The sequence below is a fragment of the Burkholderia catarinensis genome, from assembly GCF_001883705.2.
In the GTDB taxonomy this organism is placed as follows: Bacteria; Pseudomonadota; Gammaproteobacteria; order Burkholderiales; family Burkholderiaceae; genus Burkholderia; species Burkholderia catarinensis.
This window is the reverse complement of record NZ_MDEQ02000010.1, coordinates 1-16,184: the sequence shown is the minus strand read 5'-3', so window position 1 is coordinate 16,184 and position 16,184 is coordinate 1. Positions and strand designations below refer to the sequence as shown.

Sequence of the window (16,184 nt, the reverse complement as noted above, 5' to 3'; positions counted from 1 at the left end):
CCGATGGCCGAACTACCCAATCACGACGCTGCACTGACCGAAACCTGCCTCGAAAGCGAGGCGATCTTCGACGGCGCGTTCCTCAAGCTCAAGCGCGATACCGTCCGATTGCCGGACGGCAAAAAGGCGACGCGCGAATACGTCCAGCATCCGGGCGCGGTGATGGTGATCCCGCTGTTCGACGACGGCCGCGTGCTGATGGAAAGCCAGTTTCGCTACCCGATCGGCAAGGTGATGGCCGAATTCCCGGCCGGCAAGCTCGATCCGAACGAAGGTGCGCTCGCGTGTGCGGTGCGCGAACTGCGCGAGGAAACGGGTTATACGGCACGCGAATACGTGTTCCTGGCCCGGATTCACCCGATCATTTCCTATTCGACCGAATTCATCGACCTGTACCTTGCGCGCGGGCTGACGGCCGGCGAGCGCAAGCTCGACGAAGGCGAATTCCTCGAAACCTTTACCGCGACGCAGGCCGATCTGCAGGAATGGGTGCGCACGGGCCAGATTTCCGACGTGAAGACGATCATCGGCACGATGTGGCTCGACAAGGTACTGTCCGGCACGTGGCCGCTCGGGCCGGTCCTGACGCCCTGAGCGCGGCGTCAGCGGCGGGTGGGGCGCCGCGTTACAATCTGATGACGCAGCACTTCCGCATCGCACGATCGAAATTTAGCACGATCGTTCACAAAGCGCTTTTTTGCGCTACACTCGTCACACGCCCTGATTCAGTATGAAGGTCCTCGATTTACAGTGCCCGCACGGTCATCGGTTCGAAGGCTGGTTCGCTTCAGCCGATGAATTCGAAGCGCAGTTGTCCCGCAAGCTGGTCGAATGTCCGGTGTGCGGGGTGACCGAGGTCAACCGTCTGCCGTCGGCGCCGCGCCTGAACCTGTCGGGCGCGACGCAGGCACAGCCGGTCGATCCGCGTGCGCTGCAGGCGCAGGTGATGCGCACGCTGCGCGAGGTGCTGGAGAAAACCGAGAACGTGGGCGAGCGCTTCGCCGAGGAAGCGCGGCGCATCCATTACAACGAGGCGCCGGCACGCAGCATTCGTGGCGTCACGACGCCGGAAGATGCGCAATCCTTGGCCGAAGAAGGCATCGACGTGATGCCGTTGCCGATTCCTGCCGCGCTGAAAGAACCGCTGCAATGACATACGCAGTGGGTCCTTGCCGGGCCGGACGGTCGCGGCAAGCCTTGCATGGGACCTGAGTAAGCGCTGAAGCGCCAACTCTGGTCGACCGCGAAGCATGGGATCAGAGTAAGTGCTGAAGCGCTAACTCTGATCGACCGCGAAGCATGGGATCAGAGTAAGTGCTGAAGCACTAACTCTGGTCGACCGCGAAGCATGGGACCTGAGTAAGCGCTGAAGCGCTAACTCAGGTCGACAGGAGACACTGCGCATGGATCTGGATTATTCCCCCGCCGACGACGCGTTCCGCGTTGACGTCCGCGCCTGGCTCGAGGCCAACCTGCCTCACGCACTGCGCACCAAAGTACTCGATCACAAACGGCTCGACCGCGAGGATTTCGCGAGCTGGCACCGGATTCTCGGCCAGCGCGGCTGGTCCGCGCCTGCGTGGCCGACCGAATACGGCGGCCCGGGCTGGAACGCGACGCAGCGGCACATCTGGGACGAAGAGTGCGCGCGGATCGGTGCGCCGACGGTACTGCCGTTCGGTGTGTCGATGGTCGCGCCGGTGCTGATGAAATACGGCAGCGAAGCGCAGAAACGCCACTACCTGCCGCGCATTCTCGACGGCTCGGACTGGTGGTGCCAGGGCTACTCGGAGCCGGGTTCCGGATCCGATCTCGCGTCGTTGCGTACGCGCGCCGAGCGCCGCGGCGACCACTACGTCGTCAATGGCCAGAAGACCTGGACGACACTCGGCCAGTACGCCGACATGATGTTCTGCCTCGTGCGCACCGATCCGGCTGCGAAGAAGCAGGAGGGCATCTCGTTCCTGCTGATCGACATGAACACGCCCGGCATCACGGTGCGCCCGATCGTCACGCTCGATGAGGACCACGAGGTCAACGAGGTGTTCCTGGAGGACGTGAAAGTACCGGTCGAGAATCTCGTCGGCGACGAGAACCGCGGCTGGACCTACGCGAAATACCTGCTTGGCCATGAGCGCACCGGCATCGCGCGGGTCGGCGCGTCGAAGCGCGAGCTCGCGTTCCTGAAGCGCGTGGCGTCGAACCAGCGCAAGAACGGCAAACCGTTGCTTGCCGATCCCGTGTTCGCTGCGAAGGTCGCGGCGCTCGAAGTCGAGCTGATGGCGCTCGAGGTGACGGTGCTGCGCGTCGTCAGCCGCGAGACGACCGGCAAGGGGCCGGGCCCCGAGGCGTCGATGCTGAAGATCAAGGGCACGGAAGTGCAGCAAGCGCTCACCGAGCTGATGTTCGACGCGATCGGCCCGCTCGCCGCACCGTTCGACGTACCGTTCCTCGATGGCCAGCGCGAGCACAGCATCGCGGGCGACGACGATGCGGCGCCGCTCGCCGCGTACTACTTCAACTACCGGAAGACGTCGATCTACGGCGGTTCGAACGAGATCCAGAAGAACATCATCGCGCAGATGATTCTGGGGCTGTGATCACGGAACGGAGACAACCATGGATTTCAGCTTTACCGATGAGCAGCAGCAGTTCGCGGACGCGCTGCGCCGTTATCTCGGCGAGCAATACGGCTTCGACGCGCGTCAGGCAATCGTGCGCAGCGACACGGGCGTGTCGGACACGCAATGGAGCGCGTTTGCCGAACTCGGCTTGACCGCACTGCCCGTGCCGGACGCCCAGGGCGGCTTCGGCGGCGGCCCGGTCGACATGCTGGTTGTGATGCAGGAGCTCGGCCGCGCGCTCGTGATCGAGCCGTACTGGTCAACGGCGGTCGGCGTCGAGGCATTGCGCATTGCCGGCTCCGGCGCAGGCGAGGATGCCGCGCTGCTGGAGGCGGTCGCGCAGGGACAGAAACGCGTGGCGGTCGCGTTCCACGAACCGCATGCGCGCTACGACCTGTACGAGCTCGACACGCACGCGCGCGAGCAGGGCGACGCGTACCGGCTGACCGGCACCAAGTCGGTCGTACAGCACGGCGCACAGGCGCACGCGTGGATCGTGCCTGCGCGTATCGACGGCGGCGGCATCGGCCTCTTTGTCGCCGAACGCGATGCGACGAACGCGAAAGTGATCGACTACCGGACGATCGACGGCCAGCGTGCCGCGACGATCGAGTTCAATGAAACACCTGCCCGACTGTTGACGGGAGGTGCGCGCGACGCGGCGGCCCTCGAGCAGATTGCCGATTACGCGACGTTCCTGCTGTGCGCGGAAGCGGTCGGCGCGCTCGACGAGCTGAATCGTGCCACGGTCGAATACACGAAGACGCGCGAGCAGTTCGGCGTGCCGATCGCGCGTTTTCAGGCGCTGCAGCACCGGATGGTCGACATGCTGATTCATGCGGAGCAGGCGCGTTCGCTGACCTACCTGGCCGCGGTGCGCTACGCGAGCGGCGACGCCGATGCGCGACGCAAGGCCGTGTCGGCTGCCAAGGCGCGCGTCGGCGCGGCCGCTCGATTCGTCGGCCAGCAGGCCGTCCAGCTGCACGGCGGCATGGGCGTGACGAACGAGGTTGCCGCCGCGCACCTGTTCAAGCGGCTATCGATCATCGAGACGACGCTCGGCGACACCGATCATCATCTCGCCCGTATCGCGGCGCTGCCCGATTTCGCGCAGGCCGAAGCGGCATGACGGCGACGCGCGAGCGCGCCAGACAAGGAGACGCATAGTGGGCATCAGTTACGAAGACCTGGTGGTCGGCAGCACCACCGAAGTGGGCCGCTACACGTTCGAGCCCGACGACATCAAGGCGTTCGCGAAACGCTATGATCCGCAGCCGTTCCACCTCGACGAAGAAGCCGGGAAAGCGTCGCCTTTCGGCGGGCTCGTCGCGAGCGGCTGGCATACGTGTTCGGTGTTCATGAGCCTGCTGATACAAAAGCTCGGGCCGGACTCGACCAGCATGGGCTCGCCGGGCATCGACTCGATCCGCTGGCTCAAGCCGGTGCGCGCCGGCGACACGATCACGATGTACCAGAAGGTCCACGACAAGCGTGTTTCGGAGAGCAAGCCCGATCGCGGCATCGTGTCGACGGAGTGGGTCGGTGTGAACGGCGGCGGCGAGACGGTGATTACCGTGCACACCAAGGTGATCTTCGGGCTGCGCCATCCGGGAGGCATGAACGCGTGACCGACGGCACGTTGCCGCTGATCGCATCGGCACAGGCGCTGCAGGCACGTGTCGGCGAGGAGCCGATCGCGAGCGGTTGGGTCGCGATCGACCAGCATCGCGTCGACGGCTTTGCCGACGCGACCGGCGATCATCAATGGATTCACGTCGATCCCGAACGCGCGCGGCGCGAGTCGCCGTTCGGCGGTCCGATCGCGCACGGGTTCCTGACGCTGTCGCTGATTCCTGCGTTGATGACCGACGCGATGCGCTTCGAGCAGAAGATGGGCGTGAACTACGGACTGAACCGCGTGCGGTTTCTGAAGCCAGTGCCGGTCGGTGCGCGCGTGCGCGCGCTGTTTGCGGTGAAGGAAACCGTCGAGGCCGCGCAGGGCGGTGTGCAGGTGACGTGGTCGGTATCGATGCAGGTCGAGCGTCCCGACGCGCCGCTGCTTGTCTGCGCGGCGGAATTCATCACGCAGCATTACTTCTGAAGCGCGGGGCGGCATGCACGGATGCCGCTCCGCCCGTCACATGCGCGTCAGTGCTTCGCGTATTGCGTTGCGCCGAACAGCACCTCGCGTGCCTTGTCGTCCTGCAGCGCCTTGCGCATCGATGCGAGCACTTCGACGCCGCGTTGCACGGCCGGTCGCGCGGCGATCGCCTCGTGCCAGCGCTTCACGTTCGGCAATGCGTCGAGCACGATGCCCTGGTTCTCCCATGAGCGCGTCCACGGGAACGTCGCGATGTCCGCGATCGAGTACGCGTCGCCCGCGAGATATTCGGATTTGCCGAGGCGCTTTTCCATCACGTTGTACAGGCGCTTCGCCTCGTTCGTGTACCGGTTGACCGCGTACTCGATCTTCTCCGGCGCATACAGGCGGAAATGGTGTGCCTGCCCGAGCATCGGGCCGACACCGCCCATCTGGAACATCAACCACTCGAGCGTCGCATAGCGTGCGGCCGGATCGGTCGACAGGAACTTGCCGGTCTTCTCCGCGAGGTAGATCAGGATCGCGCCCGATTCGAACAGCGAGATCGGCTTGCCGCCGGGGCCGTCCGGATCGACGATCGCGGGGATCTTGTTGTTCGGGCTGATCGTCAGGAATTCGGGCTTGAACTGGTCGCCCGCGCCGATATCGACCGGATGTGCACGATAGGCGAGGCCCGTTTCCTCGAGCATGATGTGCACCTTGTGGCCGTTCGGGGTCGCCCAGCTATAGACGTCGATCATCGTCAACTCCTTTGTTGCATGCGCGAAAACGGCGCCGGCAGCGCCGCGACAGGCGGTCATTAGAGCATGGATCGACGCGGGCTGCTGGCGACGGAAACGCGCCTGCCGATGCGTATGGGCAGGCGCGCGGGGGATCGTCGCCGACGTTGCGCGTGGGGTTTCCTAGCAGATGCGTCGCGGCAATTCGAAAGAGGACATGGCGGATCAGCGTTTGTAGCGGGGCTGGCGTTTCTCGAGAAATGCGGTGATGCCTTCGAGCCCGTCCGCATGATGCAGCGATGCGACGAAATGATCGCGCTCGGTGCCGAGATGCGATTCGAGAGGCTGCATCGTCGCGTCGTCGAGCAGCGACTTGATGCGCGTGAGTGCGTTCGGCGAGATGCCGGCGAGTGCGTCGGTCCAGGTCAGCGCGTCGGCGAGCGCCGCGCCGGGCGCGGCGAGCCGATTGACGACGCCGAGCGCATGCAGACGTTCGGCTGCGATCGGCTTGCCTTCGAACAGGATCTCGGCCGCGATCGCACGCGGCAGCGCGCGGGCGAGGAACCACGAGCCGCCGCCGTCGGGCGTGAGGCCGACGCGCGCGTACGACATCACGAACTTCGCGTCGTGTGCGGCGACGATCAGGTCGCACGCGAGCGCGAGCGAGAAGCCCGCGCCGGCCGCCGCACCTTCAACCGCCGCGATCACGGGTTTGGTCGATGCGCGGATCGCCGTGATCCACGCGCCGAGCTGATCGATGCTGTCGGCCTGGTAGGACGGATCCTTCGAGCGGTTGTCGAGCAGCCGGTTCAGGTTGCCGCCTGCGCAAAAGAAACGATCGGCCCCCGTAAGCACGACCGCGCGAATCGCGGGATCACGCTCGGCGGTGGCGAGCGCTTCGACGCCGGCCGCATACATGTCGGGATGCAGCGCATTGCGCGCGCCGGGATTGGACAGCGTGAGGACGAGCGTCGATTCGCTCTCGGGCGGACGCGAGGCCAGCAGTTCAGCACTCATGCGAGTGTGTCTCCATCGAATGGCGAGGCTGCGGCGCCGCGCGTTGCGCGGGCTCGTGCGCATACCCGTGAGGGCGCTGCCGCAGCGGATGCATTGTTGTCGTGACGGACACGAAACTGCTTTAGACTAGCACGAACGTGCTTTTCAGCGCGACGAATCCTGATGCGGCCGGCGTCGCTGCGGCCGCGCTCCAGCAAGGAAGGAGACTCCGATGCTACAGCTGTGCGGTATTCCGTTGTCCAACTACTACAACAAGGTGAAGTTCGTCCTGCTCGAACATGACATCCCGTTCGAGGAAGCGACATGCAGCTTGCCGATCGGCGATCCGGCACTGCTCGCGGATTCGCCGCTCGGCAAGATTCCGTTCCTGAAGACCGAAGAGGGTGCGCTGTTCGAGTCGCAGGTGATCATCGAGTATCTGGCAGCGCGTTATCCCGAAAAGGCCATTTTCCCGGCGGGTCCGTTCGCGGCTGCGAAGGTGCGCGAACTGGTCGAGACGCTCGAGCTGTATCTCGAATGGATGGCGCGCGAGGTCTATACGGAGGCGTTTTTCGGCGGCAAGGTCAGCGACGGGACGAAGGCGCACGTCGAGAAGCGCCTGCCGCGCGCGATCGATGCGTTCAAGCAGATGACGCAGTTTTCGCCGTACGTGCTCGGCGAGTCGTTCAGCCTCGCGGACATCGCCGCATCGGTCCATCTGCCGGTGATCGGGATGGCGACGAAGGCCATCTTCGGCCGCGATTTCCTGCTCGACGCAGGCATCGACTGGAAGGCGCACGCGAAGCTGATCGGCGAGCGGCCGGCCGCGCAGCGCGTGGCGGCCGATCGCAAGGCCTATGTCGAGGCGACGGGCACCGCGCGTTCGTAAGCGCGACCCGGGCACGGCGCGGGCAGCGTCTGGCCGCCCGTGCCGGACTTACAGGCGCGCGAGCCGTTCGAGTGCGGACGCGAGCGTGCTTTCCTGTTTCGCGAAGCAGAAGCGCACGACGCCCGATTCGTGCGGCTCGTGATAGAACGCCGACACTGGAATCGCCGCCACGCCGATCTCCGACGTGAGCCACTTCGAGAATTCCGCTTCGGGCAGGTCGCTGATCGCCGAATAGTCGACGCACTGGAAGTACGTGCCCGGGCACGGCAGCAGCTTGAAGCGCGTGCGTTCGAGGCCGGCCCGGAAGAAGTCGCGCTTCTTCTGGTAGAAGCCGGCGAGCGTCAGGTACGGCGCCGGGTCGCGCAGGTAGTCGGCCAGCCCGATCTGCATCGGCGTGTTCACCGTGAATACGTTGAACTGGTGGACCTTGCGGAACTCCGCGGTCAGCGCGGCAGGCGCCGCGACATAGCCGATCTTCCAGCCCGTCACATGGTAGGTCTTTCCGAAGCTCGACACGATGAAACTGCGCCCGGCCAATTCCGGGTAGCGCGCGACGCTCTCGTGCCGGGCGCCGTCGTAGACCATGTGCTCGTACACTTCATCGGACAGGATCAGCACGTTGGTGCCGCGCACGATTTCCTCGAGCTTGCGCATGTCCGCCTCGCGCCACACGGTACCCGTCGGGTTATGCGGCGTGTTGATCAGGATCATGCGCGTTTTCGGCGTGATCGCGGCCGCGAGACGGTCGAACGGGATCGCGTAGTCCGGCGCCTCCAGCGTGACGAACACGGGCTTGCCGCCCGCGAGTTCGATCGACGGCAGGTAGCTGTCGTAGGTCGGTTCGACGACGATCACTTCGTCGCCCGGATGCACCGCACACAGGATCGCAGTCAGCAGCGCCTGCGTCGCGCCGGCCGTTACGGTGATTTCGGTGGCCGGATCGTAACGCCGGCCGTAGACCTGCGCGATCTTGTCGGCGATCGCGTCACGCAGCGGCGCGACACCGGCCATCGGCGGATACTGGTTGTGCCCGTTGCGCATCGCGGTCGCGACCGCATCGACGATCCGTGGATCGCAATCGAAATCCGGGAAACCCTGGCCGAGGTTCACGGCGCCTTTTTGGGCGGCAAGCGCGCTCATGACCGTGAAGATCGTCGTGCCGACGTTCGGCAGGCGCGAGGGGAAAGCGGGAGTCGTTGGCATGTCTGAAGGAGCGTTCATCGATACGGTCGAAATCGGATAGTGCCGCGTGTGTCAGGCCGGCGTGGCACTGGCGGCCGGCGCGGCGTCGAGCGCGCAGGCGTCGACAAACGGTGCGGGTTGCGCGATCCGGAAGCCGAAGTCGCGTGCGGTGCGCTTCGCGAGCTTCAGCAGCGCGCGGTCTTTGGAGACGAGCCACTCGGCCTGCGCGGCGCGCGCGAGTTCGAGAAATTTCTGGTCGTCGCGGTCCTTGCACTTCGGCAGCGGCGGCGCGCCGGCGTCGACGGGCGGCGGCTCGACGAGGCTTGCCAGGCGGGCGACGATCGCGAGCGCGGCGGCCTTGTCGATCGCGCGCGCCTGGAACTGGGGATAATCGAGCACGTACTCGAGTTCGGTCAGGCAGCGGCCGTCGATCACGGCGGCAAGCGTGCCGCGTTCCAGCGCGGCCCGGATCGGGCGCGTAGCGGGGTCGTCGAATACGAGGATATCGATCCAGACGTTCGAATCGAGTACGACGCGGTGTGCGGCGTGCGGGGCGAGAGAGCGGGTCATTCGTTACAATCGGTGGTTTTCGTCTGACCGCAAGGCACGGCGTGCCAGCGAGCCTCTATGATAATCGTTCTCTCTCCCGCAAAATCCCTCGACTACGATACGCCCGCGCACGTCCAGTCTTACACGAAGCCTGCATTCGTCGACGACGCGTCGGAGCTGATCGACGGCCTGCGCAAGCTTTCGCCGCAGGACATCGCGACGCTGATGGATATCTCCGATCCGCTCGCGCGCCTGAACTTCCAGCGCTACGCGGATTGGTCGCCGACCTTTACGCCCGCCAATGCGAAGCAGGCCGTGCTCGCGTTCAACGGCGACGTATACGAAGGATTCGACGCGAAATCGCTGTCGTCCACCGATCTCGACTATGCGCAGCAGCACGTGCGCGTGCTGTCGGGCCTGTACGGGCTGCTGCGTCCGCTCGACCTGCTGCAGCCGTATCGGCTCGAGATGGGCACGCGCTTCGCGAACGCGCGCGGCAAGGATCTGTACGCGTTCTGGGGCGACCGCATCACGCGGGCGTTGAACGAACAGCTCGAGACGCGCAGCGGCGCGGCGCGCGTGCTGGTCAACTGCGCGTCGACCGAATACTTCAAGTCGGTCAAGCCGAAACTGCTGGCCGCGCCCGTCGTCACGCCGGTGTTCGAGGACTGGAAGGGCGGCCGCTACAAGATCATCAGCTTCCATGCGAAGCGCGCGCGCGGCTTGATGGCGCGCTTTATCGTCGAGAACCGTATTACCGAGCCGGAGGCGCTGAAGGATTTCGCGACGGAAGGCTATGCGTTCGACGCGGCTGCATCGAACGATTCGACTTACGTATATCGCCGGCGAATCGGCGAGTGACCATGATGCCGGTCGTTCATGAGACGGCCGGCGCATGCATGAGGCTGGGCAGGCGGTAAACCGCCTGCTCCGGTCGCCCGCTTTGCATGGGACCGGAGTAAGTGCTGAAGCGCTAACAACGGTCGACTGCTTTGCATGGGACCGGAGTAAGTGCTGAAGCGCTAACAACGGTCGACTGCTTTGCATGGGACCGGAGTAAGTGCTAAAGCACTAACTCCGGTCGACACAGGAGAGACAGATGACCCTTTCGATCACCAGCAATTTCGACGCAGGCGCAATCGACGTCGTGTCGTGCGACAGTCCCGAAGCGATTCGGCTGCGCGTGCGCGGCGACAGCCGTTCGGAATTCGCGCAATGGTTTTACTACCGCGTCACGGGCGTGCGCGGCGAGCGTTGCGTGATGACGTTCGAGAACGCGGCCGAATGCGCGTATCCGTCGGGCTGGCGCAACTACTGCGCGGTGGCGAGCTACGACCGGGTCGACTGGTTCCGCGTGCCGACGACGTTCGACGGCAAGACGATGACCATCGACCACACGCCGGAGTTCGACAGCATCTACTACGCGTATTTCGAACCGTACTCGGAAGAGCGTCACGCGGCGTTTCTCGGCGCGGTCCAGCAATTGCCGCAGGCGAGCGTCGTCGAGCTCGGCCGCACGGTCGAAGGCCGCCCGATGTCGCTGCTGACGCTCGGTACGCCGGAAACTGACGATGCGCCGAAGAAGAAGGTGTGGATCATCGCTCGCCAGCATCCCGGCGAGACGATGGCCGAGTGGTTCGTCGAAGGCCTCGTCAAGCGGCTGGCCGGATGGGGCGACTGGGCCGGCGATCCGGTTGCGCGCAAGCTCTACGATCGCGTGACGTTCCACATCGTCCCGAACATGAACCCGGACGGCAGCGTGCACGGCAACCTGCGCACCAATGCGGCAGGCGCGAACCTGAACCGCGAGTGGATGGCGCCCGATGCCGAGCGCAGCCCCGAGGTGCTGGCCGTGCGCGACGCGATCCACGCGATCGGCTGCGACATGTTCTTCGATATTCATGGAGACGAGGATCTGCCGTACGTGTTCGTCGCCGGTTCGGAGATGCTGCCGAGCTTTACCGAGCAGCAGGGCAAGGAGCAGACTGCGTTCATCGATGCATTCAAGGTCGCGAGCCCCGACTTCCAGACCGAGCATGGCTATGCGGCGAGCAAGTACAAGGAGGACGCGCTCAAGCTCGCGTCGAAGTACATCGGCCACCAGTTCGGCTGCCTGTCGCTGACGCTCGAGATGCCGTTCAAGGACAACGCGAACCTGCCCGACGAGCGTGTCGGCTGGAACGGTGAGCGCAGCGCGGCGCTCGGCGCGGCGATGCTGGCTGCGATCCTGGTGCACGTCGACACGTTCGCGTAAGCGAGTCGTCGCCGTATAAAAAAGGCCGGGGCATCGTGAGATGCCCCGGCCTTTTTTGCTTATATCGTTGCCGCTCCGTCGTATCAGGACTGCTTCGCGGTTTTCTTCTTCACGGCTTTCTTCTGGCTGCTCGATTTTTTCGTGGAGACGGCCTTCTTGCCGGTGCGGCCCGATGCCTTCGCCTTGACCTTGCCTCGGTGTGACTTGCCCTTGAACTTCTTCGTCGAAGACGTGGAGCGCTCGACGCGCGGTTTCAGCGGAGGAACGGGGTCGTTCCAGCTGAACGCGAGCATTTGCTGGCCGACATAGCCGCATCGGAATTTCAGCGGCGTCGGGTCGCTGCCGTCGCTGTGCACGCCGAGTCCGTCGACAGTGACGATGTTGTCGACCTTCACGCGCTGCTTGCCCTGGTCGAACGAGTCGTTCCACGGCGTGATCGTCGCGTTGCCGCTGTCGAATGCGTTCGGCGCGAAGTCGACGCGGTCGAAGGCCGACGACGTGCTGGCGATGAAGCTGCCGTGCGCTGCACAATCGGCTGCGAGCGGATCGGCATGCATTTCGTTGACGAATTTGTTGATCAGTTCGGAGCGCTGGTCGAGCAGGTCGGCGAATGCCGGTGTCGGAAGCGCAAGCGACAGGCCCGCGATACAGGCTGCCAGCTTGCCGAGCGCCCGGAAAATCCGGAGCGACGCAGGTGAGCTGTCCATCTGGTTATTGGTGAGGAGCGAAGGAGACATCGGGCACGTATAGATGCCCGATGAAGAACAGGAGTTCAATCTTAGCGTAAAAAAGTTGTACGGCAGTAGATGTCGCATTCTCCCGCGCCGCGGAAGGTGCCGCCGGTACGTGTTGACGGTGCGCTGATCGGAAGGGAATTCAGGCGCGCGGGCCGCCGAGGCGGTAGCGCCGGACGTCGAATGTCGTGACCCACGCGGGGCGATAGACGGCGATGAGTGCCGTCGCCATGCCGGTGAACCACGCTTCGCCGAGCGCGAGCAGTGCAGTGTTCAGCAGATAGCCGGCCGGAATCACGATGGGCACGCCATCCGCGAGCGCGAGTTGAACACCGGCCGCGGCACCGGCGACCGCGACGATCGCGATGGCCGGCGACAGGAATCCCTGGCCGGTGATGAACGACGCGAGGTTATGCGGCAGCCATGCGAGCGCAGCGCGCTGCAACAATGCCGACACGGCGACAGGCAGCGCGCCGTAGATCAGGTAGGTCAGGCCGATGCCCTGCCACGGCGCGTCGAAGATGATCGCGGCAATCGCCGTAACGGCACCCATCGCGATCAATGCGAGTGTCCAGTCGAATAGCGTGACGAGCAGCGTTGCGCCAAGCAGATGCATGACGATGCCATCTTCGAGCCACGCATTCGAGGCCCAGAGGACTGCGATCGCGGTGACGAGCGCGAGCCACACGTGCTGGAGCGTGGCGTCCTGCAGGCGCACGAAGGGGCGATTCCAGATCGCGAGCGCGATCAGGGCCGCGGCGGCGATCCAGCCACCGATGCCAACCCAGAGCGGAAGCGGTGTGAAAAGAAAACCCATGCGTTCATATTACTCGTTGAGCATCAAAGGTGGGAATCCGCACATGCCGACCGTCGCAATATCGAGACTGTTTGCCTAGCGTCCGCGCCGGAACCGTGCCGGCGGCTCGGCGGCGAGCGGCAGGTCCTGCGTACCGGTATTCGCGGCCGGTAACGGGTACGGACGGTCGTTCCGTTGTGTCCGTAGCGGAACCGGGCCGTGTTCGCCGATGGCCGGCTTGTTTGCGCGACTGCGGTTCGCCAGCAGCACCTCGAGGTGGGGAGATAGCCAGCCGTTGTAGATTGCGACCGCGGCGGCGCGGTTCGCGGCGCCAAGCTGCTGGAAGATGCTGGCGAGGTGGATCTTCACGGTGCCCTCGCTGATGCCGAGCGTACGGGCGATCATCTTGTTCGTGCTGCCCATGTGGACGAAGCGCATGATCTGCGCTTGCCGCGGCGACAGGAGGCCGCTTGGCGGGCGACGGGGAAGCGATCCGGCGAGCGTCTGGAAATGGGTATCGTGGCGCGCTGCAGCCGTGGAGGGCAGCAGGCTGAGGGCGATCGGCGGGATGTAGTGTCCGCCCAGCAGTACGATCTCGAGCGCACGCACGATCAGGTGCGGCCGCGTGGAATGCGGGATCACACCGACCACACCATAGTTGAAGAAGCGCTGGACGGCTTCCGGCGACGCTTCGTCGACCAGGACGGCGGCGGGTGTCGGCGAGCACGCGCTGCAGAGCGCCTGAAGCTCGCTGAGCCGTCCGACGTCCAGCCAGTCGATCGCGACGAGGTCAAAACGCTGGGTGCGCAGCAGCCGGCGCGCCTGGAAACCGTCGGGCGCGTCGTTGATGCTGGCGTGACGGTCGATCTGCCGCAACAGGGCTTTCAGTCCGTCACGCCGCTCGGCGTCTGAATTGAGCACTAGGAACCGCATATTCAACCTCCGTAATGTGAGTCATTGATCTGCCGTCGGGCATGCCTTGGGTCTGATAATGACAAAGACCTTACACGATGTCTGCTTGGCTGAAAGGCTTAGGAGAAGTCTGAAATTTCGGGCGGCGGAATATCGGACAAGAAAAAAGCCGCTCCGGCGTGAACCGGGAGCGGCTTCTGACGGGCAGGCCGTTCGGGCCTGCGGGGCGGATCAGTGGAAGTGCGGCTGCGCGGGTGACGCGTCTTCCGGCATTTCCGCATGGACGATTTCTCCGAGCGGATCTGTGTAGAGCGGCACGCCGCAGTCGTCGCAGTATTCGGGTTCGAAGCGGCCCGCGTGCCGTCGGACGTCGGTTACACCGCATTCCTTCAGCAGGCTCACGATTTCCTCGAGCGGCCCATCGATCGGTGCTTCGCCTTCGAGCGTCGCGCTGTCGATCGACACGTCGCCGTTTTCACGGCCGTAAAGCGGCCACACGACGCCGTAGATCACGTCGTTGCTGGCACGCCGCGTGAAGCCGACACGATATTCGTCGATACGGCGTTCGCCGAAGCCTGCGACCACCGCGCGCAGCTCTTGCGGTGCCGCACCAAGTGTGTCGAAAAGATAACGAATGGCCGTTCGTACCGTGTGTGGACGAATGCGCTCGTCCGCATCCCGGCAGGCCGAGTAGTACGCGTCCGGAAGCAGGCATTCGAACTCGCATCCGGGCAGTGCGATCGACAGGTTCGGGCCGCCCTGGGCTGTCCATTGTTCGAGGCACTGGCCGCGTTCGATCCGGCTGCCGTTTTCTTCCTCCTGCCAGCGGAACAGCGCCGCGCCGACGGGCGCCGCGACGACGGCGAGCAGGAAGCGCGGGTCGGCCAGGATCGGCGAGGTTTCGGGCAGGTCGCCGAAGCTGAGCTTGGGCGTGTGCTGGCTGATTGCCGCATGCGCGAGTTGCTGGGCAAGCCGGTAGGTCTCGACGTGGTGTCGCGGCAACTGGTCGATGCTGTAGAGGAACGGCGCGAGCCCGACGAGTGTGCCGTTCGCAAGGACATGGGCCTGCAGGTGCGCTCGCAGCGCGTCTGCAACGTCACCCTTGAGCGGGCCCGACGGAATCATGTAGCGCGTCCATGCGAGCACCGGGATCGCGACCAGCAGCGCATCGTACGGCTGGCCGTCGTGCTCGATCACCATCGACTCGCTGTGCGTCTCGGCCATGTCGGCGAGCGCGCCATAGGCATCGGGATGATTCTGCTGAAGGTGGTCGAGCGCTGCGTCGAGCGTGGTCTGGTTGCCGTTGCGGACTATCTTGGCGAGCAGCGCATCGAGCTTCGCTTCCCAGAAGCGATCCTCGGTGCGGCTGCCCGAGGCGAAGAGCGCAAGCGACAGGCCGACCAGTTTGTCGGCATCGGGGGGGGGGCGTTTGGCGATTCGCTGGCGCATATTAACCACGTATATAGAAAGAGGCGAAGAACCTCACATTCTAGTCCGTTCTTTGCACCATAAGCGGTCTCGTGCCCAAGCATGGCCGGACGGCCGAATTGCTGCTTTTGTAAAAAAGTTGCTTCAAACCCCTTGCGCGGATCGAGGACGCTGCCTACAATCACGCCTCTTTCGCGCTAACGGAAACGCGGCGCGGAAGGGGAAGCGGAGCTGGCGGTGTGCTGCAGTCTGGAGCGCGCTACTGGCAAAGGAAGATGGACCCCGCAGTCGCAACGATGTCGTGTAAAAAGTTGTTGACGAGCTGCGAAACACGGTTCATAATCTCGCTTCTCTGCTGCTGAAAACGCAGCGCTGCTGGGAAACACGAAGTTTCTCGCAGAAATGTTCTTTAAAAATTAACAGCCGATAAGTGTGGGCGCTTGATGGAAGCGAGCTGATCCTCGGATCAGATAGCGAAAGTATCAAGAGTCTCACACTAAAGTAAGTCAGGTTTATGAAGCAATTCATATTCCTGTCAGCTTTGAGTGAGCGACCGGTTCGAAAGAACCGAAAACAGTAACAGGTTTAAACTGAAGAGTTTGATCCTGGCTCAGATTGAACGCTGGCGGCATGCCTTACACATGCAAGTCGAACGGCAGCACGGGTGCTTGCACCTGGTGGCGAGTGGCGAACGGGTGAGTAATACATCGGAACATGTCCTGTAGTGGGGGATAGCCCGGCGAAAGCCGGATTAATACCGCATACGATCTATGGATGAAAGCGGGGGACCTTCGGGCCTCGCGCTATAGGGTTGGCCGATGGCTGATTAGCTAGTTGGTGGGGTAAAGGCCTACCAAGGCGACGATCAGTAGCTGGTCTGAGAGGACGACCAGCCACACTGGGACTGAGACACGGCCCAGACTCCTACGGGAGGCAGCAGTGGGGAATTTTGGACAATGGGCGAAAGCCTGATCCAGCAATGCCGCGTGTGTGAAGAAGG

At 64.1% G+C, this 16,184-nt stretch carries 17 protein-coding genes and 1 rRNA gene; 10 read left to right on the top strand and 8 right to left on the bottom strand.

Annotated features, from left to right (window positions below; translation table 11 throughout):
• The first annotated feature begins 3 nt into the window (after positions 1-3).
• The 6 genes from BFF94_RS17430 to BFF94_RS17405 all read left to right on the top strand — a co-directional run bounded on the left by BFF94_RS17430 (position 4) and on the right by BFF94_RS17405 (position 4,725).
• On the top strand, positions 4-594 hold the full coding sequence (locus tag BFF94_RS17430) for an NUDIX domain-containing protein (protein ID WP_128844731.1): 591 nt from the start codon (positions 4-6) through the stop codon (positions 592-594).
• A 136-nt stretch (positions 595-730) separates the two neighbouring features.
• The gene (locus tag BFF94_RS17425) at positions 731-1,153 is read left to right on the top strand and encodes a DUF1178 family protein (RefSeq protein WP_128844729.1); all 423 of its coding nucleotides are present in this window, start codon (positions 731-733) and stop codon (positions 1,151-1,153) included.
• Positions 1,154-1,403: 250 nt separating this feature from the next.
• Complete coding sequence (locus BFF94_RS17420; RefSeq protein WP_128844727.1) at positions 1,404-2,600, top strand: acyl-CoA dehydrogenase family protein; 1,197 nt, start codon at positions 1,404-1,406, stop codon at positions 2,598-2,600.
• A gap of 19 nt (positions 2,601-2,619) precedes the next feature.
• The gene (locus BFF94_RS17415; RefSeq protein ID WP_128844725.1) at positions 2,620-3,753 is read left to right on the top strand and encodes an acyl-CoA dehydrogenase family protein; all 1,134 of its coding nucleotides are present in this window, start codon (positions 2,620-2,622) and stop codon (positions 3,751-3,753) included.
• Between the two features lie 37 nt (positions 3,754-3,790).
• Entirely contained in the window at positions 3,791-4,252 is a 462-nt protein-coding gene (locus BFF94_RS17410; protein ID WP_128844723.1) for a MaoC family dehydratase, read from the top strand.
• A complete protein-coding gene (locus BFF94_RS17405; RefSeq protein ID WP_128844721.1) occupies positions 4,249-4,725 on the top strand; it encodes a MaoC family dehydratase in 477 nt (158 codons plus the stop codon). The genes BFF94_RS17410 and BFF94_RS17405 overlap by 4 nt, the downstream gene beginning before the upstream one ends.
• 47 nt (positions 4,726-4,772) lie before the next feature.
• On the opposite strand, the gene BFF94_RS17400 is transcribed toward BFF94_RS17405, so the two are convergent.
• Together BFF94_RS17400 and BFF94_RS17395 are read right to left on the bottom strand one after the other, a co-directional pair.
• Positions 4,773-5,465, bottom strand: coding sequence for a glutathione binding-like protein (locus BFF94_RS17400; protein ID WP_128844719.1), 693 nt, complete (start codon positions 5,463-5,465; stop codon positions 4,773-4,775).
• Between the two features lie 204 nt (positions 5,466-5,669).
• The gene (locus BFF94_RS17395) at positions 5,670-6,461 is read right to left on the bottom strand and encodes an oxepin-CoA hydrolase, alternative type (RefSeq protein WP_128844716.1); all 792 of its coding nucleotides are present in this window, start codon (positions 6,459-6,461) and stop codon (positions 5,670-5,672) included.
• 211 nt (positions 6,462-6,672) lie between these two features.
• On the opposite strand from BFF94_RS17395, the gene BFF94_RS17390 reads away from it, so the two are divergent.
• Positions 6,673-7,329 (top strand): glutathione S-transferase family protein, encoded by a 657-nt coding sequence (locus tag BFF94_RS17390; protein WP_128844714.1) that lies wholly within the window; start codon positions 6,673-6,675, stop codon positions 7,327-7,329.
• Between the two features lie 48 nt (positions 7,330-7,377).
• On the opposite strand, the gene BFF94_RS17385 is transcribed toward BFF94_RS17390, so the two are convergent.
• Both BFF94_RS17385 and BFF94_RS17380 read right to left on the bottom strand, forming a co-directional pair.
• Positions 7,378-8,550 (bottom strand): pyridoxal phosphate-dependent aminotransferase, encoded by a 1,173-nt coding sequence (locus tag BFF94_RS17385; protein ID WP_128844712.1) that lies wholly within the window; start codon positions 8,548-8,550, stop codon positions 7,378-7,380.
• 33 nt (positions 8,551-8,583) lie between these two features.
• The gene (locus BFF94_RS17380; protein WP_128844710.1) at positions 8,584-9,081 is read right to left on the bottom strand and encodes a putative toxin-antitoxin system toxin component, PIN family; all 498 of its coding nucleotides are present in this window, start codon (positions 9,079-9,081) and stop codon (positions 8,584-8,586) included.
• Positions 9,082-9,138: 57 nt separating this feature from the next.
• Between BFF94_RS17380 and yaaA the strand changes: the two genes are divergently transcribed.
• Together yaaA and BFF94_RS17370 are read left to right on the top strand one after the other, a co-directional pair.
• Positions 9,139-9,921, top strand: a complete 783-nt coding sequence (gene yaaA / locus BFF94_RS17375; protein ID WP_128844708.1) for a peroxide stress protein YaaA — start codon at positions 9,139-9,141, stop codon at positions 9,919-9,921.
• A gap of 238 nt (positions 9,922-10,159) precedes the next feature.
• Entirely contained in the window at positions 10,160-11,314 is a 1,155-nt protein-coding gene (locus tag BFF94_RS17370) for a M14 family metallopeptidase (RefSeq protein ID WP_128844706.1), read from the top strand.
• Positions 11,315-11,397: 83 nt separating this feature from the next.
• Here BFF94_RS17370 and BFF94_RS17365 read toward each other — a convergent pair whose 3' ends face one another.
• From BFF94_RS17365 to BFF94_RS17350, 4 genes are all read right to left on the bottom strand, one after another.
• The gene (locus BFF94_RS17365; RefSeq protein ID WP_128844768.1) at positions 11,398-12,051 is read right to left on the bottom strand and encodes a BspC domain-containing protein; all 654 of its coding nucleotides are present in this window, start codon (positions 12,049-12,051) and stop codon (positions 11,398-11,400) included.
• A gap of 139 nt (positions 12,052-12,190) precedes the next feature.
• On the bottom strand, positions 12,191-12,865 hold the full coding sequence (locus BFF94_RS17360; protein ID WP_128844703.1) for an energy-coupling factor ABC transporter permease: 675 nt from the start codon (positions 12,863-12,865) through the stop codon (positions 12,191-12,193).
• A 75-nt stretch (positions 12,866-12,940) separates the two neighbouring features.
• Positions 12,941-13,777, bottom strand: coding sequence for a response regulator transcription factor (locus BFF94_RS17355; RefSeq protein WP_128844701.1), 837 nt, complete (start codon positions 13,775-13,777; stop codon positions 12,941-12,943).
• A 210-nt stretch (positions 13,778-13,987) separates the two neighbouring features.
• Positions 13,988-15,205, bottom strand: coding sequence for a DUF2863 family protein (locus BFF94_RS17350; RefSeq protein ID WP_219139586.1), 1,218 nt, complete (start codon positions 15,203-15,205; stop codon positions 13,988-13,990).
• A gap of 566 nt (positions 15,206-15,771) precedes the next feature.
• Here BFF94_RS17350 and BFF94_RS17345 point away from each other — a divergent pair.
• Positions 15,772-16,184 (top strand): 16S ribosomal RNA (locus tag BFF94_RS17345); the annotation flags it as partial.